This is a genomic window from Terrabacter sp. MAHUQ-38, assembly GCF_014518425.1.
GTDB lineage: Bacteria > Actinomycetota > Actinomycetes > Actinomycetales > Dermatophilaceae > Terrabacter.
The window spans coordinates 415822-436901 of the sequence record NZ_JACVCU010000003.1 but is presented as its reverse complement, the minus strand read 5'-3'; the positions used below and the strand labels follow the sequence as shown (position 1 = coordinate 436901).

Here is a 21080-nt window from a genome sequence, read left to right as displayed (position 1 = left end):
CCGAGCGCAAGGAGCGCCATCGGGTCGTGCCATCACACGGGCGACCGACGACGAGCAACGAGGTGGACTGTGCCGACTGGCAAGGTCAGGTTCTACGACGCGGACAAGGGCTTCGGATTCATCTCCGAGGACTCGGGCGCGGACGTCTTCCTGCACGCGAACGCCCTCCCGGCGGGTGTCACGACCCTGAAGAAGGGCGTGCGCGTCGAGTTCGGCATCGTCGAGGGTCGCAAGGGTGCCCAGGCGCTCTCGGTCAAGGTGCTCGACCCGGTCCAGTCGGTGACCGCCAACAAGGTCGCCCAGACGCGCAAGACGCCGGAGGACCTCGTCGTCATCATCGAGGACGTCGTCCAGCTGCTCGACGGCATCGGCAACGCCTACCGCGGCGGCCGCCGGCCCGAGCGCAAGCTGACCTCCAACGTCGCGCGGGCCCTGCGCGGCCTCGCGGACGAGCTGGAGAAGTGACCGGATGACCGTCACCCCCACCAAGACCGACGCCGTGCTCCTAGCGGCGGCCGATCTCGCGCGCGGCGTGCTCGAGGAGGTCGCCGAGCCCGGCACCATCGGCGCCCATCTCGGCATGGACCTGCTCGAGGAACGCCTCGGCATGCACTGGTTCGAGTGCACGTCGCCGGGGTACCGCGGGTGGCGGTGGGGCGTCAGCGTGGCACGGGTGTCGCGGGCCAAGGTCGCCACGGTCTGCGAGACGAACCTCCTGCCGGGCCCCGACGCCGTCCTCGCCCCCGAGTGGCTGCCGTATGCCGACCGGCTGGCTCCCGGCGACCTCGGCGCCGGCGACGTGCTGCCCTACCGTCCCGACGACCCGAACCTCGAGTACGGCTTCGAGGCGACGGGCGACGAGGACGTCGACCAGATGGCGTTCTTCGAGCTCGGCCTGGGGCGGCCACGCGTGCTCTCGGCCGAGGGCCGCGAGGTCGCCGCGACCCGGTGGTACGAAGGCGAGGCGGGCCCGACGTCCGAGATCGCGCTCAAGGCCACCGCGCAGTGCACGACCTGCGGCTACTTCCTGCCGATGGCCGGCGCCCTGCGCGCGACGTTCGGGGTGTGCGCCAACGAGTGGAGCCCGTCCGACGGCCGCGTCGTCTCGCTCGACCACGGCTGCGGCGCCCACTCCGAGACCGACATGGACCACCCCGAGCCGACGTCGGTCGGCGACCCGATCGTCGACGAGTTCGCCGTCGACCTCGAGCCGGCCGAGCGCGCCGCCGAGGACGCGACCCCGGCCGAGCCCACCGGCGAGGACGAGACCCCGGTCGAGGAGATCCCGGTCGAGGAGCTCCCGACGGAGGAGACGTCGTCGGTCGAGGCGCCCGACGAGGAGCAGCACGGCTCCGACGACCCGGTCACCGACTGACTGCCCTGACCTCGGACGAACCACCCCGGCATACCGGGTGGTTCGTCCGTTCTGGGGCCGTCGGGTCGCGAGAGGGCGCTCAGGCGGCGTCGCGCGCGTTGCCCCGGCCCCGGCGCACGTAGGCCCACCCCATGCCGCCCAGCAGGACGCCGGCGACGCAGGCCCACGGCCACCAGTCACGGCCGCCCTCGTGCAGTGCGGGCACGGCGAGCGTGATGACGAGCGCGACGACCCACAGGGCGATTCCGACCTCGACGATCCGCAGCATCGGCACGTGGAGCGGCTCGATCTGCTGGGGCGTCGTCGGCTCGTCGTGGGTGGGCTCGTCGGTCACGGCAGACAGCCTAGGGTCTCGGCACCCGGCCCGAACGGCGCGCCACTAGGGTGTGCGCCATGTCCACCGATACGCGCACTCGTCCGGCGGCCGCGGCCGGGCTGGACCGCTTCTTCAAGATCACCGAGCGCGGGTCGACCCTCGCGCGGGAGGTCCGGGGCGGCTTCGTCACGTTCTTCACGATGGTCTACATCGTGGTCCTCAACCCGATCATCCTGTCCGGTGTCGTCGACGGCTCGGGCACGATGATCGGCGGCACGACCGACCTGATCCACAGCAAGCTGCTCGTCGCGGTCGGCACGGCCGTCATCGCGGGCGTCATGTCCATCGCGATGGGGCTCTTCGCGAACTTCCCGATCGCCCTGGCGGCCGGCCTGGGCATCAACGGCCTGATCACCGGCATGGTGATCACCCACGCGGCCGACAAGATCACGTACGCCGACCTCATGGGCCTGGTCGTCATCGAGGGCGTCATCATCCTCGTGCTCGTGCTGACCGGCTTCCGCAAGGCCGTCTTCAGAGCGATTCCGGCGCCGCTCAAGGTCGCGATCTCGGTGGGCATCGGCCTCTTCATCGCCTACATCGGCCTCATCGACGCGGGCTTCGCGCGCCGCCCCACGACGCCGGGCGCCGTCCCGAGCGAGCTCGGCATCGGCGGCAGCCTCAACGGCTGGCCGACGCTGGTCTTCGTCGTCGGCGTCTTCCTCATCGCCGTGCTGCTCATCCGCAAGGTCAAGGGCGCGATCCTCATCGGCATCGTCGCGGCGACAGCGCTCGCCATGGTCCTCGAGGCGATCTTCGAGCTCGGCCCGCGTGTGTACGACGACAAGGGCGCTCTCACCAACCCCGACACCTGGCAGCTCACCGTTCCCGCGCTCCCGCCGTCGATCACGAACACCCCGGACCTCGGCATCCTCGGCCAGTTCAGCCTGCTCGGCTCGTTCGAGAAGCTCGGCCTCGTCACGGCCGCCATGTTCGTCTTCTCGCTGCTCCTCGCCGACTTCTTCGACACAATGGGCACCGTCGTCGCCATCGGCACCGAGGCCAGGCTCCTCGACGCCCAGGGCAACCCGCCGCACACCGACCGCATCCTCGTCGTCGACTCGGTCGCCGCGATCGCGGGTGGCGCCGGCGGCGTCAGCAGCAACACGTCCTACATCGAGTCAGCGGCGGGTGTCGAGGAAGGGGCCCGAACGGGGCTCGCCTCGATCGTGACCGGTGTGCTCTTCCTGCTCGCGACGTTCCTCGCCCCGCTCTTCGCGGTCGTGCCCTCCGAGGCCGCAGCACCGGCACTGGTCGTCGTCGGCTTCCTGATGATGACCCAGGTCAAGAACATCGAGTGGGACGACATGGAGGTTGCGCTGCCGGCCTTCCTCACGATCGTGCTCATGCCGTTCACCTACAACATCACCGTCGGCATCGGCGCGGGGTTCATCGCCTGGGTGCTCGTCAAGGTGGCGAAGGGTCACGCGCGCCAGGTCCACCCGCTGCTGTGGGTCGTGGCGGCATTCTTCGTCGTGTACTTCCTCAAGACCCCGCTGGAGTCGGTCCTCACCTGAGACAACCCCGACGTCGTATGCCGTGAAGGCCCCCTCCCGCTGGGGAGGGGGCCTTCACGCGTACCCAGAGGTCCAACGCGAAATGGGGGAATGGTTAGCCGAGGTAATGAGTTAGGCTAAGCATCACCAGACTGTACTTCCGAGGACCACCTTGCGTACCAAGACCCAGATCGCCTCCCTCTCGAGGGCTGAGCTCGTCTCGCTCTCCAACGACATCCGCCTCGCGTGCATGCGCATCTCGCGCCGCGTCCGCTTCGAGTCCGACCGCGAGCTGCCGCCGCACCACTTCTCGGTGCTGGCCCGCCTCGAGGACACCACGCGCACCAACAGCGAGCTCGCCGACATCGAGCGCGTGTCGGCGCCGAGCATGAAGCGAACGACGAGCGCCCTCGTCGAGCGCGGCTACGTCGCCCGCGCCGACGACCCGACCGACGGGCGGCAGGTGATCCTGTCGCTCACGCCCGAAGGGCGCAAGGCGCTGCGCCGCATCCGCCGGCACCGCGACGAGTGGATGCTCTCGCGCTTCGAGCACCTCACGGACGAGGAGCGGGAGCTGCTGCAGCGCGCGGCCGACGTGCTGGCCAAGGTGGCCAGCGAATGAGCCCCACCTTCCACTCCCTCTCCATCCCGAACTACCGCATCTACGCCTCCGGCGCGATCGTCTCCAACGTCGGCACGTGGATGGGCCGGGTCGCCCAGGACTGGCTCGTGCTCACCGTCCTCACCGACCACTCGGCGACCGCGCTCGGGATCGTCACAGGACTCCAGTTCCTCCCGTTCCTCGTCCTCGCGCCCTTCGCGGGGATGCTCGTCGACCGCTTCCCCAAGCGTCGCATCCTCTTCCTGACCCAGACCGCCCTGCTCGTCACGGCGCTACTTCTCGCGGTCCTCACCGCGACTGAGGTCGTGCAGCTCTGGCACGTCTACGCGCTCGCGTTCATCCAGGGTGTCGCGACCGCCGTCGACAACCCCGCACGCCAGACGTTCGTCTCGGAGATGGTCGACACCGAGCACCTGCCCAACGCCGTCGCGCTCAACAGCGCGTCGTTCAACCTCGGCCGCCTCGTCGGCCCGGGCGTCGCCGGCCTCGTCATCGCCTGGTTCGGCATCGCTCCGGCGCTCTACGCCAACGCCGCGACGTTCGTCTTCGTGCTCGCCGCGCTCCTGCGGATGAACACCGCCCTGCTCACCCCGTCACCGAGGGCGCGAGGCAAGGGACAGATCCGGGCGGGCCTGCGCTACGTCAAGGGTCGCCCCGACCTCATCCTCGTCATGGCGCTCGTCTTCGTGCTCGGCACCTTCGGCATGAACTTCCAGCTGACGATGGCGCTCATGGCCACGAAGGTCTTCGACAAGGGCGCGGGGGAGTACGGCCTGCTCGGCTCCGTCATGGCCGTCGGCTCGCTCACGGCGGCGCTGCTCTCGGCCCGCCGGGCGCGTCCACGCCTTCGCGTCCTGCTGCTCGCGCTCCTCGGCTTCACGGTCTCGACCGCCTTCCTGTCGATCGCGCCGAGCTACGTGCTCTTCGCGGTCCTGCTCGTGCCCACCGGCCTGGCCGCGCTCACCGCCCTCACGACGGCCAACGCCATGGTGCAGGTGAGCGTGGACCCGGTCATGCGCGGCCGCGTCATGGCGCTCTACATGGCCATCTTCATGGGTGGCACCCCGGTGGGTGCGCCGGTGATCGGCTGGATCGGCGACGTCTGGGGACCTCGCTGGACCATCGGCATCGGCACCGTCGCAGTCGGCCTGAGCCTGGTCGCGGTCGCCCTGTGGGTCGCGCGTCGGCAGAATGTCGCGGTGACCTTCCAGACGCAAGCGCGACCCCGGCTCCGCATCCAGCTCGCCTCGGAGGTCCCGACGGCCCCCGAGGTGACGAAGTGAGCTTCAAGTTCCGACATGCCATCACGCTCGCCGCGCTCGTGCTCTTCATCGCGATCGCGGTCATCGCTGCGATCGTGAACCGCTGACCGGGCGGGCGCGGCCGGGTCCCTAGGATGGGACCCGCCCACCCCGTCGAAGCCAGTGCGGAGGAGCCATCATGGCTGCCCAGAAGTTCGTCGACCTGCTCAACGAGCAGATCGGCCACGAGTTCGCTGCCCACCAGCAGTACGTCGCGATCGCGGTCTACTACGACACCCTGACGATGCCGCAGATGGCGGCGCTCTTCTACCGTCAGGCGCTCGAGGAGCGCGACCACGCGATGATGATGGTGCAGTACCTCCTCGACACCGACTCGACCGTGGCGGTCCCCGGCGTCGGCGCGCCGACGAACTCGTTCTCCGACGTCGTCGAGCCGGTGAAGCTCGCGCTCGCCCAGGAGAAGCGGGTGAGCGACCAGGTCAACGCCCTGACGGCCGTGGCCCGCGACGAGCACGACTTCGCGTCCGACCAGTTCATGCAGTGGTTCATCAAGGAGCAGGTCGAGGAGGTCAGCTCGATGTCGGACCTGCTGACCATCGTCGAGCGCAACCGCGACGACCTGGAGACCATCGAGGAGTACCTCCGGCGCGAGGGCGGCGGCAGCGCGGCTGACGACTCCTCGGCCCCGCCGATCGCCGGCGCCGGCGCCTGACGCCGACCAGCCCGCAGACGACGGAAGCGGCCGCCCGGGACGGGGCGGCCGCTCCCGCTTTCGCAGGGGTGCTGCTCGGCCTCGGTGGGGGAGGTCAGCCGAGCACGCCACCCGTGGGGCACGTGACGACCTTCTCGTCGAGGACGCAGACCAGCTTCGCGGTCCGAGGGTCGAGCACGCGGACGAGGTCCTTCGGGTCGCCGGGCAGGAGCGGCAGGTGCGGCAGGGCGAGCAGCCGGACGATCTCCTCGGGCACCGTCGGTGACGGGATCGGCGCCGGCGGCACCGGGACCGGTACCGTCACCGAGGGCAGCGGCACGCCGGGCACCGAGGGCAGCGGCACGGTGATGCCGGGGGAGCGCTTCGTCGGTGACGGTTCGGGTGCCGGCTTCGGCTCGCCCGACGGCCTCGGCGACGAGGACGGCTCGGGCCTGGCTGACGGTGAGTGTGACGGCTTCGCCGAGGAGCTCGGTGTGGGGCGTGCGCTCGGCGAAGCCGTCGGACGGGGAGCCGGCGAGCCGGCATACGCGAACCCCGAGCCCTCGGGGGTGGCCGAGCCGCTCCCGGCTGCGGGGCGGGCGGCGGGGATCGCGTTCATGGGGACGACCGTGACGCCGCGGCGGTAGGCGTCGGCGATCGACAGGACCGTGCGGACGTACGAGTCGGAGTGGTTGTAGCGCAGCACGGCACGGTATGCCGCGCCCGGCCGGCGCAGGTCCGTGCCGCCGGAGCACAGCAGCACGCCGGCGCCCGTGACGGCGTCGGTGAGGCTCTGCGGGTTGGCGACACCGTCGCCGTCGCCGTCACGGCCGGCCAGCTGCCAGGACGTCGGGATGAACTGCATCGGGCCGACGGCGCGGTCGAACACCGAGTCGCGGTCGAGGGTGCCGTCGTCCGTGTCGGTGATCCGGGCCGTGCCACGCGAGCCGTCGAGCGGGATGCCGATGATGCCGGGCCGGGCGATACCGCCGGCGTCGAGGACGTTGCCGCCGAAGCGCGCGTGGTTGCTCTCGACCCGGCCGATCGCACCGAGCAGCGCCCAGTCGACACCGCAGCCCGGCTTGACCCTGCCGAGGACGCCGGCAGCACGCTGGTAGGCCGCGACGGCGACCGAGGGAATGCCGTTGGCGTCGAGCCGCACGGGCGCGAACCCGCTGATGGCCGTCACGGCGCCTCGGGCCTCGGCGGGCACGTCGACGCGCGCGTAGTCGGGCGTGAAGGTCTGGTAGATCGGGGGCAGCTGCATCGGGGCGGGTGCGGGACCGGCCTGCGGGTAGAGGGGGCTGCCCTCCTGGATCGCCGCGTCGGGCACCGTGATCGACGTCGGCGTGACCGCGTCGGGCCCCCGCGTGGCGGCGAACGCGATGCCGGCGCTCGCCAGGGCGATGACGGGCAGGGCGGCAGCGACCCGGCGCGCGGTGGTGCGTGCGCGGACGATGCGGACCATGGTGACTCCTCGAACGACTGCCGCCCCCATTGGCGGTCTTCCGGGGTCAACGACGCTCGCCCGCGAAAGGTCACGCACCCGGGGGCGAGGACACGCGAGAGGGCCGGCACCCGGCATCCGGGAGCCGGCCCTCTCGGGACCTGCGCGGGGACTCAGCGCAGGGCGGAGACCACGTGGTCGATGGCCTGCGTCAGCTTCGTGACGTCCTCGGGGTCGACGGCCGGGAACATCGCGACGCGCAGCTGGTTGCGGCCGAGCTTTCGGTACGGCTCGACGTCGACGACGCCGTTGGCGCGCAGGGTCTTGGCGACCTCCGCTGCGTCGATGGAGTCGTCGAGGTCGATGGTGCCGACGACCTGCGAGCGGGCGGCCGGGTCGAGGACGTAAGGGGTTGTGTACTCGGTCTGCTCGGCCCAGGTGTAGAGGCGGGTCGACGAGTCCTTCGTGCGGGCGGTCGCCCAGTCGAGGCCGCCGTTGCCGTTGATCCACCGCAGCTGGGCGTTGAGCAGCGCGAGCGTGCTGACGGCCGGCGTGTTGTACGTCTGGTTCTTCAGCGAGTTGTCGATGGCCGTCGGCAGGCTGAAGAAGTCGGGCACCCAGCGGCCCGTGGCGGCGATCTCCTCGACGCGGGCGAGCGCCGCGGGGGAGAAGGCGGCGAGCCAGAGGCCACCGTCGGAGGCGAAGCACTTCTGCGGCGCGAAGTAGTAGACGTCGGCCTCGGTGATGTCGACGGGAAGGCCGCCCGCGCCCGAGGTCGCGTCGACGAGGACGAGCGCGTCGGCGTCGGCACCCTCGACCCGCTTGACCGGAGCCATGACACCGGTCGAGGTCTCGTTGTGCGGCCACGCGTAGACGTCGACCCCGGCCTCGGCGTGCGGCGTCGCGAGCGTGCCGGGGTCGGCCTTGACGATCGTGGGGTCGCCGAGGAACGGGGCCGCCTTCGTGACGTTGCCGAACTTGCTCGAGAACTCACCGAACGCGAGGTGCTGCGAGCGCTCGCGCACCAGCCCGAAGGCGGCGATGTCCCAGAACGCGGTGGAACCGCCGTTGCCGAGGATGATCTCGTAGCCCTCGGGGAGGCTGAACAGGTCGCGCAGGCCCGAGCGGACCTCGCCGACGAGGTTCTTGACCGGTGCCTGGCGGTGCGAGGTGCCCAGCACGGTGCGTCCGAGGGAGCTGAGGTACTCGAGTTGCTCGGGGCGGACCTTCGAGGGGCCGGAGCCGAACCGTCCGTCGGCCGGAAGGAGCTCGGCCGGGATGGTGATGGGCTGGGTCACGGCGGGTGCTTCGGTCACGGATTCACCTTGGGAATGCGGCCACGTTGCGAGCGTGTGGCGGACGTGTTGAGGGCGGATGACGCCGTTGTCACCGCGTCCATTGAACCGCAGCTGCCCACGCCTCGGACGCGCATGCTCGATGTATGGACGCCCGGGCAGGTCGTCCCAAGAGGCGGGTATGCCGCGCGCCTCTCCCCGTCGCCCCCCTTGGTCGGCGTCGTACCTGCTGCAGAGGGTGCAGCGGTGTCGCCGGGGTGCAGCAGCGTCCACAGGGGTCTGGGCCGTGTGGCAGCTGTCCACAGCGACGCACGGACCGGGCCCGCTTGGTGGCTCTCTGCATCAGGCTCGGACCATGGATCTCGATCTTGACTCGATCGCCCGAGACGACGTGCTTGCCGCCGCGGACGCCCGGCGGTGGGGAGTGAGCGGCGACGGCCTCGCTCGCCTGGTGGCCGCCGGGTCGCTCGTGCCACTCCTGCGCGGCTACTACAGCACGCGGATCCCTCGTGACGAGCGTGACCTGCATGCACTCCGCACTCTGGCCGCCTTCCGCCGCCTGGGTGGGCGCGCGGTCGTCAGCCACCACAGCTGCCTCGTCCTGCAGGGACTGCCGACGTACGCCGCGGGCCTCGAGGTCGTGCATCTGACCCATCGCACCCGGCTGTCCGACAAGAGCTCGCGGGGGCTGCACGTCTCGCGGGCGGTCGGCGGCCTGCCGGACGGAGACCGTGTCCCGACTGCGATCGCCATCGTCCAGGCCGGGCTCGTCGGCTCGCCGCTGACCGCCCTGGTCGCCGCCGATGCCGCGCTGCACCGCACGATGGTCACATCGGATGAGCTGTCGACGGCGGTTGTCGCGTTCGACGGGCGCCCGGGCGTCGCGCAGGTGCGGGCAGTGCTGGCCCACGCGGACGGGCGGATCGAGTCCGTCGGTGAGTCGCTGCTGGCGCACGCGTTGCGGCTGCTCGGCATCGCCTTCACGCCGCAGGCCCGCGTGAGCACGGACTCGGGCATCTTCCGAGCGGACTTCGCAGTGGACGGCACGCGGGTCCTCGTGGAGTTCGACGGAGAGGTCAAGTACGACGGCTCGCGGGCGCTCTTCGACGAGAAGCGGCGGGAGGACGCCCTGCGCCGTGAGGGCTGGGTCGTGGTGCGGTTCGTGTGGGCGGACCTGCGCCATCCCGACCGCATCGCTCGCCGGATCAACGAGGCGGTGGCCCTGAGCAGGCGTGCCGGTTGAGCCCGCGCGGCCGGCAGGCCCAGCAGCCCGGCATACCTCCGGTCGTGGCTACACCCGCTGCAGGAGGTGCGTCGACGACGAAGGGGTGCGGCGACGAGTGACGGTGGCGGTCAACGGACGGTGCCGCCGAGGGACGTGCTGGTGTATGCGCCGGGCCTGCCGCTGTAGACCCAGAGGTGCCCGTCGGCGCCCCGTCCGAAGAGCAGGAACGTGCCGTCGGCCCGGGTCACGACGTCGGGTGCCGAGGTGAAGACCGGCGCCAGCCCGGTCAGGGTGCTGCCGCGCTGGAGGACCGCGTGCCGGTCGACCCCGTTGCCCACCGCCACGAGCGCCCGCCCCGGCCACGTGTCTCCCAGCGCTCGGTCGGACCATGCCGCGAGGTTGTCGTAGCGCCGCACCCAACCGGTGCTCGCCCCGCTCGGGGTGAAGACGCGCTCGTACGTCGCTCCGTTCGTGCCGCGCCCGGTCACGAGGATCGTGCCGTTGGCCGCCTTCGCCGACGCGGACAGTCCTGAGGTGAAGACCCCACCCGCGGACACCCAGCCGCTCCAGCTCGTGCCGTTGAAGTGCTTGCGCCAGGCCGAGCCGGTGCTGGCCACGGCGAACACGTCGATCGTCCCGTTGCCGAGCGACGCGCCGTGCTGGGCGATGACGGTGCCGCCGAGGTTGGCCGACCCCTTGCGTATGCCGTCCTGGAACCACGTGTGGACGAGCTGGCGTGACGCGTTGCGGGTGAAGAGGTCGACGCGGCCCGGGCGCGAGCTCGTCGCCGAGGGCGCGTCGGTCGAGGTGACACCGGCAGACGTCCAGGCGCCCCAGGAGGAGCCGTCGTTGGTGCTGCGACGGAACGAGACGGCGTCGCCGGTGCCGCGGGCGAAGGTCACCACCTGCGTGCCCGTGCGCGCCGCGGTGACGCCGACCGGCGAGATGAGGCTGCCTCCCGACCTGCTCGGCACGGAGGCGGTGGGCCGGATGCGCACGATCTTGTCGTTGCTGCCGTTGGAGGTCGTGAAGTAGAGGGACCCGTCGGGTCCGAGCTGCACGGCCCGGATGCGGCCGTAGCCCTGGGCGGCCGCGAGCCGTGTCACCGACGCCACGCGGGTCGTCGTCGGCGACGGGTTGAACCGCATGAGGTAGATGCCCTCGCCCTTGAGCAGGCCGACGGCCAGGGCGCCCTGCCACTCACCCCACGCCGACCCGCGCAGGAACGTCGTACCGCTCGTCGCGACGGTCGGATAGCCCGACGACCACATCGCCACCCGGGCCGACGGGAACTTCGACAGGTCGGTCATCGGGGTCGACTCGTCGTAGCCGGGCACGGGGTCCCAGCCGTAGTTGGCGCCGCGCAGCGAGAGGTTGACCTCGTCGTCGCGGCTGGTGCCGTGCTCGGCGGTCCACAGCTCGCTCGTGCCGGGTCGCAGCGCGAGCCCCTGGATGTTGCGGTGGCCGTACTGCCACACGTAGCGGGCGTTGCCGCCGCGCGAGTAGAACGGGTTGTCGGTGGGGATGGTGCCGTTCCAGCCGACCCGGAGCACCTTGCCGCCGAGCGATCCGAGGTTCTGCGGGTTGGTGCCGACCGCGGCGTCGCCGGTACCGACGTAGAGCTTGCCGTCGGTGCCGAACCGCAGTCGGCAGCCGGAGTGGCGCCCGGTCGTGATCGGCAGGCCGGTGACGACTGGCGCGCCGTCCGACACGGCGCTCGTGTCGCTCGTCAGCCGCCAGCGCAGGACTCGTACGTCGAGGGCGCCGCCCGACGAGCTGCGGACCGACTGGCACGTGTAGAAGCGCTTGTTCGTCGATGCCGCGGGGTCGGCGACGAGACCGAGCAGGCCTCCCTCGCTGTTGACGTAGATCGCCGGGAACCCGGAGATGCTGACGCGTCGGGGAGCGTTGCCGCCGCGCTTGCTCCACACCTGCCCGCCACGCAGGTCGTAGAGCATGAGGTCGCCGACCCACGTGATGTCCCACGGGTAGCTGAGGCCGGACACGACCGTGGTGACCTGCAGCGTGGGGGCGGCCTCGGCCGCCGGCGGGTGCGGGGCGACCAGCGCGGCTCCGGCGAGCAGCGTGCCCGCCAGCGCGATCGAACCTCGGACTCGCAGTCGCCGCACCATCGTGTCTCCCCGACTCAGTGACCTCGTGACTCCTGTCGCGAGGCTACGCGCGAGGACGCCAGCCCGCTCGTCGAAGCAGCGGGCAGGCGGGGACGGTCAGCGGCCGATGTCCGGCGTCCAGCCGGCGACGTCCTCGGGACGGCGCTCACCCGCACCGACGTAGCGCGACGAGGGACGGATGAGCCGACCGGTCAGCTTCTGCTCCAGGATGTGCGCCGACCAGCCGGCCGTGCGTGCACATGTGAACATCGGCGTGAACATCGACGGCGGCACCTCGGCGAAGTCGAGGATGACGGCAGCCCAGAACTCGACGTTCGTCGCGAGCACGCGGTCGGGTCGTCGGGCGTGCAGCTCGTCCAGGGCGGCCTGCTCGAGCGCCGCGGCAGCCTCGTACCGCGGGGCGCCGAGGCGTTCGCAGGTCGAGCGGAGCACGCGGGCGCGCGGGTCCTCGGCGCGGTAGACGCGGTGGCCGAAGCCCATGAGCCGGTCGCCCTTGTCGAGGACACCCTTGACGTATGCCGTGGCGTCGCCGAGCTGCTCGACGCCGTCGAGCATGTGCAGCACGCGCGAGGGCGCGCCGCCGTGGAGCGGGCCGGACATCGCACCGACCGCGCCGGAGAGGGCGGCCGCCACGTCGGCGCCGGTCGAGGTGATGACGCGCGCCGTGAAGGTGGAGGCGTTCATCCCGTGCTCGGCAGCAGAGACCCAGTACGCGTCGACGGCCTCGACGTGCCGCGGGTCGGGCTCGCCCCGCCAGCGGATCATGAACCGCTCGGTGATGGTGCGCGCCTTGTCGACCTCGCGCTGCGGGACCATCGGCTTGTCGAGGCCGCGCGCCGACTGGCCGACGAACGAGAGCGCCATGACGGCCGCCCGGGCGAGGTTGTCGCGTACCTCGTCTGCATCGATGTCGAGCGTCGGCCTGAACCCCCAGACGGGGGCGAGCATCGCGAGCGCGGACTGGACGTCGACGCGCACGTCGCCGGTGTGGACCGGCAGCGGGTAGGGCTCGGCGGGCGGCAGGCCGGGGTCGAACTCGTTGTCGACGAGCAGTCCCCAGACGTGGCCGAAGTCGACGTGGCCGACGAGGTCGTCGATGTCGACGCCGCGATAGCGCAGCGCCCCGCCCTCCTTGTCCGGCTCTGCAATGGTGGACTCGAAGGCGATGACGCCTTCGAGTCCGGGCTTGAAGTCAGGGTCGGGCGTGCTGTCTGCCATGTCGGTCCTTGCTGTGCAGGCGGTACCACCGCGGTGTGGAGGCCGGCAGCCGGCGACCGGGAGCGGTGGCTCGTCGGTCGTGGCTGCCAGACTCACCGTATGCCGTCACCCGCCGACCAGATCAAGTTTCGTGATGCGGTGTTCGCCACGCGGGACGACTACCACGACGCCGTCCGCTTCGACGGCACCGACTTCACCCGGGCTCGCGCGGAGGGCCACACGTTCCTCGAGTGCTCGCTCGTCGGCAGCACGCTCGACGAGGCGCACCTCGAGGGCTCGCGGTGGTCCGAGTCCGAGTGGGTGCGGGTGGGCGGTGTCGGCCTGACGCTCGTCGAGGCAAGCCTCGCCGACACCACCTTCGAGGGGTGCCGGCTCGCTGCCGTCTCGGCCTGGGGCTCGACGTGGCGCGACGTCACGGTGCGCGGCGGCAAGGTCGACTTCCTCAACCTGCGGGGGGCGAAGCTCAAGGACGTCGCCTTCGTCGACTGCGTCGTCACCGAGCTCGACCTGCAGGAGGCGACGGTCGAAGGGCTGACCTTCGAGGGCTGCACGCTGGTCCAGCCGTCCTTCGGACGCGGGACGTATGCCGCGCTTGACCTCTCCGGGGCGACGCTGCGCTCGCCGGTCGGGCTGGCCGGGCTCAGGGGCGCGACGCTCAGCCGCCACCAGGTCATCGACCTCGCCGACGCGTTCGCCACCGAGCTGGGGATCGCGATCGCCGACTGACGTCTGCGCAGCGTGTCAGTTGATCTGGTTGGGCTTGCCCCGGCGCAGGGCAGCGGTCGCGGCGTCCTTGGCGCGGTCGGTGGCCTTCACCTTGTCCTGCGGACGGATCCGCTTCGTCAGGTCGGCGCGCTCGACGAGGGCCGTGAGCGGCAGGTCTGTCTCCGGGTGGACGCCGACCGGCTCGTCGCCGCTGAACACCACCCAGAGCGAGGCATCGCCCTGGTAGACCTTGAGGATGCTGCCGTCGGCGAGCGACGTGGCGTGGGCCATGGCCTGGCGCCGGGCCCGCTCGCTGGAGATCGCCTTGTTCGCCGCCTGCTTCGCGGGCTCGCGCAGCGCCTGGGTGGCCACCCAGATCTGGGGGCCGTACTTGATGCCGAGCTTGACGGTCTGGGTGACGAGCTTGCCCTTGCCTGCCATCGTCTGACTCCTCACAGCCCCGGGCGTGCCGGGGCTCGTCGCAGGGTCCGCGCGCGCCGTGGCCTGACGCCCGTGCGGTCCTTCTCGCGTCAACCCTAGTCTGGGCTCATGGACAGCTCACCCGACGACGGGCTCGCGGTGGTGCGCCGCGTCGACTACCGCGGCGACGGGCTCGTCGAGTCCGATGTGGCCCCGTCGCCGTACCTGCAGGCGAGTGCCTGGGTCGACGCCGCAGTCGCCGCCGCCGCCGAGCGCCTCGACGTGCCGGAGCCGACCGCGATGTCGGTCGCGACGGTCGACACGAGCGGGGCACCCGACGTGAGGACCGTCCTCATGCGCTTCTTCGACGAGCGCGGGCCGGGCTTCGTGACCAACCTCGAGTCCGCGAAGAGCGTGCAGCTGCAGGCGAACCCCCACATCGCGGCCTCGTTGACGTGGCCCGCCATCTACCGCGCGATCCGCTTCCGTGGCACCGCCGAGCTCATCGGCCGCGATGAGGTCGAGGCGTACTTCGACTCGCGCCCCTACGGCTCCCGGCTGTCGGCGTGGGCCTCGGACCAGTCCCGGCCGGCCGCCGACCGGGCCGAGCTGGAACGCAGGTGGCAGGCCGCGCTGGAGCGGTTCCCCGACACGGAGAGCGGCGGCCACGTGCCCGTCCCCGACTTCTGGGGCGGGTGGCGCATCGTGTGCCACGAGGTCGAGTTCTGGGCGGGGCGCAGCAACCGGCTCCATGACCGGATCGTCTTCCGTCGCAAGGGGCCTGGCGACCTCGCCGACCAGACCGCATGGACGATGGTGCGCCTCCAACCCTGAGCACCGGGTGCCGCCCGGACAGGGAACAGGGCAGCCCGACGAGGTCGGACTGCCCTGCTTCATCCATGGGTGTGGATGGGGACGCGGCTATCGCGTGGCCACCTCACACGCTCCGGAAGAAATCACTTCTCGGATCACCTCCCTTCGTTGTTCGACGACTCGACCGTACGTCGCCCCCGAATCGGGCGGCAAGACCTTTTTACGGACGGCCCTCCGGCGGATCCGTGGGCAGCGGGTCGTCGGTCGTCGTCTCGCCGTCCGGGTCGCCGGCACCCGGGGGCGGGGACGCCGACGCCTCGGGGCGGCCGGGCACGTCCTCGCCGGACCTGGGCCGTCGCGTGATCCGCCCGAAGCCGATGATGAGCGCGACGACGGCCACGACAAGGAGTGCGACGACGAGCATCGGTCCCCACGTCTGTTCCGGCGGTGCGGCAGCGTCGGCGGGCACGAGCAATGAGCCGGCGAACGTCACGGATGGACCTCCGCCTCAGGGGCGACGGCTGCGGCAGTGTCCCGACCGAGGCCGCGACCCGTGCCGGCCCCGGCGCCGACCGGTGCCGCCGTGAGATGGCCTACGGACGTTCCGCCGCCCGGGCCGTCCGCGGGGACGTCCGCGGGGACGTCCGTCAGGTCGCCGGGTCCGCCCGACGTCGCCGAGGCCAGACCGCGCGCCCCGACGAGCATGGCCAGCAGCACGGGTAGCTCGAGGTACGCGTGGTAGCTGGCCAGCGCGGCATACAGCGCCTTGCCCTGGACGAAGTCGACGCCGAAGAGGACGGCGAAGACGGCCGCCGCCATGAAGCCCATCGCCCACAACCTGGGGCCCGTCACCCACGGCACACGAGCCTCGAACGCCGCCGATGCATCGGGGGCGACCCGGGGGAGGAGGGCGACCCAGACGACGTAGTGCATCGTCTGCATGAACGCGAAGACGGTCAGGAAGCGCATGCCGACGACCGTGGCCGCGGCACCCGGTGGGGCGCTCGAGGCCAGCACCGTCTGCCCGTCACCGACGACGCTGCGCACGAGGCTCGGGTCGGCGTTGAGCGACCCGTCGAGCAGCCCGAGCAGGATGACGGCCGGCACGGCGACGACCCACAGGAGCTGAACGATGCGGAAGGCCTGCCGCCCCCGCCGCGAGACGATGCGCCGCGACCATTCCCACAGGAAGAACAGCGGGACGACGTTGTGCAGGTGGGTCAGCACGACGAAGTGGTACGCCGGGAAGGCGAGCGACACGACCGACGCCGATCCCACGACGGCCCAGGCCGCGACGCGCCGACGTCCGTCGAGCCCGTGCCAGGCCGCCGCGGCGACAACGCCGTAGCCGAGGAGGATCTCGGCGAGCTGCGCCGGTCGCCCGAGGACTCCGACGAGGAGCCGGCACACGACGATGCCCGTGATGAGCGCGACGAGCAGGTCGAGGAACGGCCGGCCGAGCACGCCGGAGAAGCGGCCCGCGACGTAGCGGATCTCGAGGAGGTTGTGCAGGATGCCGAAGAGGATGAGGCCGATGACGGCCGTCGCGATGGGAGAACCGAGCGCGACGGCGAGCGACGCGGCGACGGTCCCGAGCACGAGGAGCGTGATGGCGCGCGAGCGCGGAGCGGCGATGTCCGGGTCGGTGCTGGTGCCGAGCGGCCGGGTCTGCGTGGTCACGCGGTGACCCCGGCCGCGCTCGTGGCCCTGGCGCTGACCCTGGTGGTCGAGGTACCGGTGGTCGTCGCCTTCGCGTGGCTGGCGAGGTGGGTGGGCAAGCGCCGCGCGGTTGCCGGCGCGGTCGGCGTCAACGCCGTGACCCACCCTGTGCTGTATGCGGTGTCGGCCGGCTTCGGGTCACCGTGGCAGCTCGTCGGGGCCGAGACGGTCGTGGTCGCCGTCGAGACCCTGCTGCTCGTCTGGTGGTGGCACGTCAGGGGTCGCGAGGACACGGTGACGCTGGCCCTGGCAGTCGTCGCCGCCAACGCCGCCTCCACCGCCCTCGGTCTGCTCGTCCTCTGAGTTCTTGCCATCCGCCCATGGTTTCGTCGCCCGGTCGGCCGGGCCAGCCGAGAAACCCAATCGTTAGGGTCCTGTGGCGTGACCGATACTCGGGGCGGCGGGGACGAGCGGGCCGGCAGTCTGCGCGCGATCGCGCTCTCGGCGTACGGCCCGACGCTCCTGGGCTCGACGGGCGCGGGCGCGGTGTCCCCGATCGTCGCGATCTCGGCGCGTGAGCTCGGTGCCTCGGTCGGGGTGGCCGCCCTCCTCGTCGGGATGATGGGACTCGGCCAGCTCCTCGGCGACCTCCCGTCCGGTGCTCTCGCGGCTCGCATCGGCGAGCGGCGGGCCCTGCTGGTGGCGGCGGTCGTCGAGGCGGTCGGCATGCTCGTGGCGGCGCTCGCGGGCGGGCTCGCCGTGCTGTTCGCAGGGGTGCTCGTCATCGGCCTGGCCGGCTCGCTCTTCGGGCTCGCGCGACAGGCGTACCTCACCGAGGCGGTGCCGGTCCCGATGCGCGCCCGCGCCCTGTCGACGCTCGGCGGCGTGCACCGCATCGGCTACTTCGTCGGGCCGTTCATCGGCTCGCTCGCCATCACGCGCTGGGGTACGGAGTCGGCGTATGCCGTGGGCGGTGTCGCGAGCATCGCCGCCTTCGTGCTGGTCCTCGTCGCGCCCGACGTCACCCGGTCGGCCGAGCGGCTCGCGGCGGCGGGGGCGCCGCGCAGCGTCGCGTCGGTCCTGATCCAGCACAGGCACGTGCTGCTCACGCTCGGCACCGGCGCGATGTGCGTGGCGGGAGCGCGGGCCATCCGCGAGGCGCTCGTGCCGTTGTGGGCTGAGTCGGTCGGCTTCTCGCCCGCGCAGACCTCGCTCGTCTTCGGCGTGGCCGGCGCCATCGACATGGCGCTGTTCTACCCGTCAGGCTGGCTCATGGACCGTTACGGCCGGGTCGCCGCGGCCGTGCCGAGCATGGTGGTGCTCGGCCTCGGCATGGCGCTGCTGCCGCTCGCGACGAGCCTCGTCGCGGTGACCGCGGCCGCGACCGTCCTCGGAGTCGGCAACGGGCTCGGTGCAGGGCTGATCATGACGCTGGGCGCGGACGCGTCCCCCGCCGACGGCCGGACGCAGTTCCTCGGTGGGTGGCGCCTCTGCGCCGACGTGGGAAGGGCCGCGGGCCCCCTGGCGTTGTCAGGGCTGAGCACCATCATGTCCCTCGGCGCCTCCGCGGTCGTGCTCGGCGCGGGGGCGCTCGTCGGGGCGGGATGGCTGCGCATCTGGGTGCCACGACACGACCCCACACGTGGCACGGCGACGAGCGGACGCTGACGCTCCAGGATTCTGAGAAGGTATGACCGTGACGGACCTGATCGACACCACCGAGATGTACCTGCGCACGATCTACGAGCTCGAGGAGGAGGGCATCGTCCCTCTGCGCGCGCGCATCGCGGAGCGTCTCGGCCACTCCGGTCCGACGGTCTCGCAGACCGTCGCCCGGATGGAGCGCGACGGCCTCGTCGCGGTCTCCGGTGACCGTCACCTCGAGCTGTCCGACCACGGGCGGCTGCTCGCCACGCGCGTCATGCGCAAGCACCGCCTCGCCGAGCGTCTGCTCGTCGACGTCATCGGCCTCGAGTGGGAGTACGCCCATGACGAGGCGTGCCGGTGGGAGCACGTCATGTCCGAGAAGGTCGAGCGCAAGATCCTCGGCCTCATCGGCGAAGGCCTGGAGTCGCCCTACGGCAACCCGATCCCGGGTCTCGCCGAGCTCGGCGTGAGCCAGGACGAGGACTTCCTCAGCGGCCTCAGCACCCTGAGCGCAGTGGTCGGCGACGTGCCGGCGGTGGTCACGATCCGCCGCATCGGCGAGCCCGTGCAGGTCGACCCGGAGGCGCTCGCGCTGCTGACGAGCGCAGGCGTCGTGCCCGGGGCTCGCGTGGAGGTCGTGCGTGACGGCGGCCGCGTCGTGGCGGTGCGTGAGGGCAGTGAGCCGTCCACGGGTGTCTCCCTGCCTCAGGACGTCGCCGTCCACGTCTTCTGCCAGGCCGCCTGAACACGCCGTGTCCGTCATGGTTTGCCCCACTCCGGGCGTTCGCTTGGCATGCCTTGCCACACCTCGTGCGCGGTCGATGAAAATTCTTTGACTTCGGTGGACCCCAAGGTGACAAGCACCATGGGGTTGGGTACGGTTGGCCGCACTTGCTCTCCCCGTCGAGCGAGTGCCCCGGGTCGGACCGCCTAGTCCTGCCATCGACCTGAGGCTCAGTACGAACCGCATGGCAGGAGCGGGGGAACCACTTTCTCCGGGCGTCGAGAGACGTCCTCGGGGTGAAGCCCTCCGTGGACCCGAACGGGTCCGAGCGAAGGCCGGGCGAGTACCTCCAGCCCGAACCCGACAGCTCACCTCGTAGGCGTCGAGAGGTCAAACGTGGCTCAGAACGTTCCCGGGCGCCACCGCGCCCCCGGTCGATTCAACGCGATCTCCGAGCTCAAGACGATCGCCAAGGAGTCTGCTCAGCCTGCCGTGAAGGGTGCCGCCATCGTCGCGGCCTCGGGTGGCCTCGTGGCCACCTTCGCCGGCCCGGCGAGCGCCGCAGACGGTTCCACCGTCGCAGGCCCGGCGGTCGTCGGCCCCCAGGTCGGCACCCTGAAGGCGTCGAACGCCCTCTCCGCCATCGGCTACGCCAAGCCCGCTCTCAAGGCGGCGACGGTCAAGCCGGTCGTCATCGAGGACATCAAGGTCAAGACCGAGCGCGCCGAGAAGAAGGCCGCCGAGGAGGCCGCCGCCGAGCGCGAGGCCGCGTCCGACCGCGCATCGCGCTCCGCGAGCCGTACCGCCCTCAACGTCGCCCCCGACCCCAGCGCCACCGGCATCATCGGCATCGCCCAGTCACTCTTCGGCGTCCCGTACGTCTACGGCGGCACGACGCCGTCGGGCTTCGACTGCTCGGGCTTCACTTCCTACGTCTACCGCCAGGCCGGCATCTCGATCCCGCGCACCGCGTCGGCGCAGGCCGCGGCCTCGACGCCGGTCAGCAGCCCGCGCCCCGGCGACCTCGTCTTCTTCGGCTCGCCGATCTACCACGTGGGCATCTACGTCAGCCCCGGCCGCATGATCGACGCGCAGCGCACCGGCACCGTGATCGGCAACCACTCCATCTGGACCACGCCGTCGATGTACGGCCGCATCTGAGCGCTCGCTCCCGCACCCTCCCGTTGCGCCCCCACCGAGTCCGGTGGGGGCGCAACGTCTTTCCGGGGCCAGACCGGTCCATGGTTGACTGAGGTGATGACCGTGCAGCCTGCCGCCGAGTCCACGACCCTCATCGAGCTCGAGCTCTGGAGCGACCTGGTCTGCCCCTACTCATGGGCCGCGAAGCGGCGCATCGAGGCGGCCGTCGCAGCGTTCGAGCGTCCCCACCACGTCAGCGTCCGGCTCCGCTCGTTCGAGCTGGACCCAGACGTCCCGGTCGGTGGGGGCGTGCCCGTCGACGAGCACGTGGGCGCCCGGCACGGCGCGGACCGGGCGACGGGCCGGCTCATGAACGCGACGGCGAGCGAGGTCGCCGAGGCCGACGACCTCATCTTCGACTGGGACTGCGCCGTGCGGGCCAACACCTTCGACGCCCACCGGCTCTGCGTGCTCGGCGGCGAGATGGGTGGCCCGGCGCTGCGGTCCGCCGCCGTGGAGCGCTTCCACTCGGCCCACTTCCGCGAGGGCCTCGCCATCGACGACCACGAGGTGCTCCAGCGTCTCTCCGCCGAGTGCGGCCTCGACGAGCGGCGCGTCTCCGCCGTGCTCGCCTCCGACGTCTACGCCGACGAGGTGCGAGCCGACGAGCAGCGGGCGCGGTCGATGGGCGTCACGTCGACACCGTTCGTCGTCGCCAACGGGTATGCCGCCCTGTCGGGTGCGCGCCCGGTCGAGGACTACCTGGCGCTGCTGCGCGGGGTCGCGACCCAGACCGCCTGACCGGCCTCGCCACGCGCCCGGGGAGCAACCGG

Annotated in this window: 22 protein-coding genes and 1 riboswitch; of the genes, 14 read left to right on the top strand and 8 right to left on the bottom strand. The window is 71.6% G+C overall.

The genetic code is table 11. From position 1 onward, the window contains the following. Positions 1-69 precede the first annotated feature (69 nt). Together H9I49_RS13045 and H9I49_RS13040 are read left to right on the top strand one after the other, a co-directional pair. A complete protein-coding gene (locus tag H9I49_RS13045; RefSeq protein ID WP_188030800.1) occupies positions 70-465 on the top strand; it encodes a cold-shock protein in 396 nt (131 codons plus the stop codon). 4 nt (positions 466-469) lie between these two features. Then, positions 470-1375, top strand: coding sequence for a DUF3027 domain-containing protein (locus tag H9I49_RS13040; RefSeq protein WP_188030799.1), 906 nt, complete (start codon positions 470-472; stop codon positions 1373-1375). Between the two features lie 79 nt (positions 1376-1454). Here the strand turns inward: H9I49_RS13040 and H9I49_RS13035 are convergent, their stop codons facing one another. After that, positions 1455-1709, bottom strand: a complete 255-nt coding sequence (locus tag H9I49_RS13035; RefSeq protein WP_370587560.1) for a DUF2530 domain-containing protein — start codon at positions 1707-1709, stop codon at positions 1455-1457. A 59-nt stretch (positions 1710-1768) separates the two neighbouring features. Between H9I49_RS13035 and H9I49_RS13030 the strand changes: the two genes are divergently transcribed. The 4 genes from H9I49_RS13030 to H9I49_RS13015 all read left to right on the top strand — a co-directional run bounded on the left by H9I49_RS13030 (position 1769) and on the right by H9I49_RS13015 (position 5843). Continuing rightward, positions 1769-3268 carry an NCS2 family permease gene (locus H9I49_RS13030; protein ID WP_188030798.1) on the top strand — a complete coding sequence of 500 codons (1500 nt, stop codon included), beginning with the start codon at positions 1769-1771 and terminating at the stop codon, positions 3266-3268. Between the two features lie 151 nt (positions 3269-3419). Next, positions 3420-3869 (top strand): MarR family winged helix-turn-helix transcriptional regulator, encoded by a 450-nt coding sequence (locus H9I49_RS13025; RefSeq protein ID WP_223128662.1) that lies wholly within the window; start codon positions 3420-3422, stop codon positions 3867-3869. Then, positions 3866-5152 carry an MFS transporter gene (locus tag H9I49_RS13020; protein WP_188030797.1) on the top strand — a complete coding sequence of 429 codons (1287 nt, stop codon included), beginning with the start codon at positions 3866-3868 and terminating at the stop codon, positions 5150-5152. Before H9I49_RS13025 ends, H9I49_RS13020 begins: the two co-directional genes overlap by 4 nt. A 157-nt stretch (positions 5153-5309) precedes the next feature. After that, positions 5310-5843, top strand: coding sequence for a ferritin (locus H9I49_RS13015; protein ID WP_188030796.1), 534 nt, complete (start codon positions 5310-5312; stop codon positions 5841-5843). Positions 5844-5937: 94 nt separating this feature from the next. Here H9I49_RS13015 and H9I49_RS13010 read toward each other — a convergent pair whose 3' ends face one another. After that, entirely contained in the window at positions 5938-7290 is a 1353-nt protein-coding gene (locus tag H9I49_RS13010) for a lytic transglycosylase domain-containing protein (RefSeq protein WP_188030795.1), read from the bottom strand. 152 nt (positions 7291-7442) lie between these two features. Beyond that, on the bottom strand, positions 7443-8567 hold the full coding sequence (serC, locus tag H9I49_RS13005; RefSeq protein WP_188031213.1) for a phosphoserine transaminase: 1125 nt from the start codon (positions 8565-8567) through the stop codon (positions 7443-7445). Positions 8568-8919: 352 nt separating this feature from the next. Between serC and H9I49_RS13000 the strand changes: the two genes are divergently transcribed. Further along, entirely contained in the window at positions 8920-9807 is an 888-nt protein-coding gene (locus H9I49_RS13000; RefSeq protein ID WP_188030794.1) for a DUF559 domain-containing protein, read from the top strand. 110 nt (positions 9808-9917) lie between these two features. Here the strand turns inward: H9I49_RS13000 and H9I49_RS12995 are convergent, their stop codons facing one another. Together H9I49_RS12995 and H9I49_RS12990 are read right to left on the bottom strand one after the other, a co-directional pair. Continuing rightward, the gene (locus tag H9I49_RS12995) at positions 9918-11921 is read right to left on the bottom strand and encodes a PQQ-dependent sugar dehydrogenase (protein WP_188030793.1); all 2004 of its coding nucleotides are present in this window, start codon (positions 11919-11921) and stop codon (positions 9918-9920) included. A gap of 96 nt (positions 11922-12017) precedes the next feature. Next, positions 12018-13139 (bottom strand): citrate synthase 2, encoded by a 1122-nt coding sequence (locus H9I49_RS12990; RefSeq protein WP_188030792.1) that lies wholly within the window; start codon positions 13137-13139, stop codon positions 12018-12020. A gap of 99 nt (positions 13140-13238) precedes the next feature. Here H9I49_RS12990 and H9I49_RS12985 point away from each other — a divergent pair, with 99 nt between their 5' ends. Next, the gene (locus H9I49_RS12985) at positions 13239-13865 is read left to right on the top strand and encodes a pentapeptide repeat-containing protein (RefSeq protein WP_188030791.1); all 627 of its coding nucleotides are present in this window, start codon (positions 13239-13241) and stop codon (positions 13863-13865) included. 15 nt (positions 13866-13880) lie between these two features. Here the strand turns inward: H9I49_RS12985 and H9I49_RS12980 are convergent, their stop codons facing one another. Next, positions 13881-14285 (bottom strand): hypothetical protein, encoded by a 405-nt coding sequence (locus H9I49_RS12980; protein WP_188030790.1) that lies wholly within the window; start codon positions 14283-14285, stop codon positions 13881-13883. 108 nt (positions 14286-14393) lie between these two features. On the opposite strand from H9I49_RS12980, the gene pdxH reads away from it, so the two are divergent. Next, positions 14394-15098: a pyridoxamine 5'-phosphate oxidase gene (pdxH, locus tag H9I49_RS12975; RefSeq protein WP_188030789.1), complete on the top strand. Its 705-nt coding sequence runs from the start codon at positions 14394-14396 to the stop codon at positions 15096-15098. A gap of 199 nt (positions 15099-15297) precedes the next feature. On the opposite strand, the gene H9I49_RS12970 is transcribed toward pdxH, so the two are convergent. Continuing rightward, positions 15298-15570, bottom strand: a complete 273-nt coding sequence (locus H9I49_RS12970; RefSeq protein WP_188030788.1) for a hypothetical protein — start codon at positions 15568-15570, stop codon at positions 15298-15300. Continuing rightward, on the bottom strand, positions 15567-16757 hold the full coding sequence (locus tag H9I49_RS12965) for a hypothetical protein (protein ID WP_188030787.1): 1191 nt from the start codon (positions 16755-16757) through the stop codon (positions 15567-15569). Before H9I49_RS12965 ends, H9I49_RS12970 begins: the two co-directional genes overlap by 4 nt. Positions 16758-16760: 3 nt before the next feature. Between H9I49_RS12965 and H9I49_RS12960 the strand changes: the two genes are divergently transcribed. From H9I49_RS12960 to H9I49_RS12940, 5 genes are all read left to right on the top strand, one after another. Then, positions 16761-17099 (top strand): hypothetical protein, encoded by a 339-nt coding sequence (locus H9I49_RS12960; protein ID WP_188030786.1) that lies wholly within the window; start codon positions 16761-16763, stop codon positions 17097-17099. 78 nt (positions 17100-17177) lie between these two features. Continuing rightward, positions 17178-18404, top strand: coding sequence for an MFS transporter (locus tag H9I49_RS12955; RefSeq protein WP_188030785.1), 1227 nt, complete (start codon positions 17178-17180; stop codon positions 18402-18404). A gap of 28 nt (positions 18405-18432) precedes the next feature. After that, the gene (locus tag H9I49_RS12950) at positions 18433-19128 is read left to right on the top strand and encodes a metal-dependent transcriptional regulator (RefSeq protein WP_188030784.1); all 696 of its coding nucleotides are present in this window, start codon (positions 18433-18435) and stop codon (positions 19126-19128) included. 207 nt (positions 19129-19335) lie between these two features. Next, a riboswitch (cyclic di-AMP (ydaO/yuaA leader) is annotated at positions 19336-19501 on the top strand. 2 nt (positions 19502-19503) lie between these two features. Beyond that, positions 19504-20268, top strand: coding sequence for a C40 family peptidase (locus H9I49_RS12945; protein ID WP_188030783.1), 765 nt, complete (start codon positions 19504-19506; stop codon positions 20266-20268). 96 nt (positions 20269-20364) lie between these two features. Next, positions 20365-21048 carry a DsbA family protein gene (locus H9I49_RS12940; RefSeq protein WP_188030782.1) on the top strand — a complete coding sequence of 228 codons (684 nt, stop codon included), beginning with the start codon at positions 20365-20367 and terminating at the stop codon, positions 21046-21048. The last annotated feature ends 32 nt before the right edge of the window (positions 21049-21080 follow it).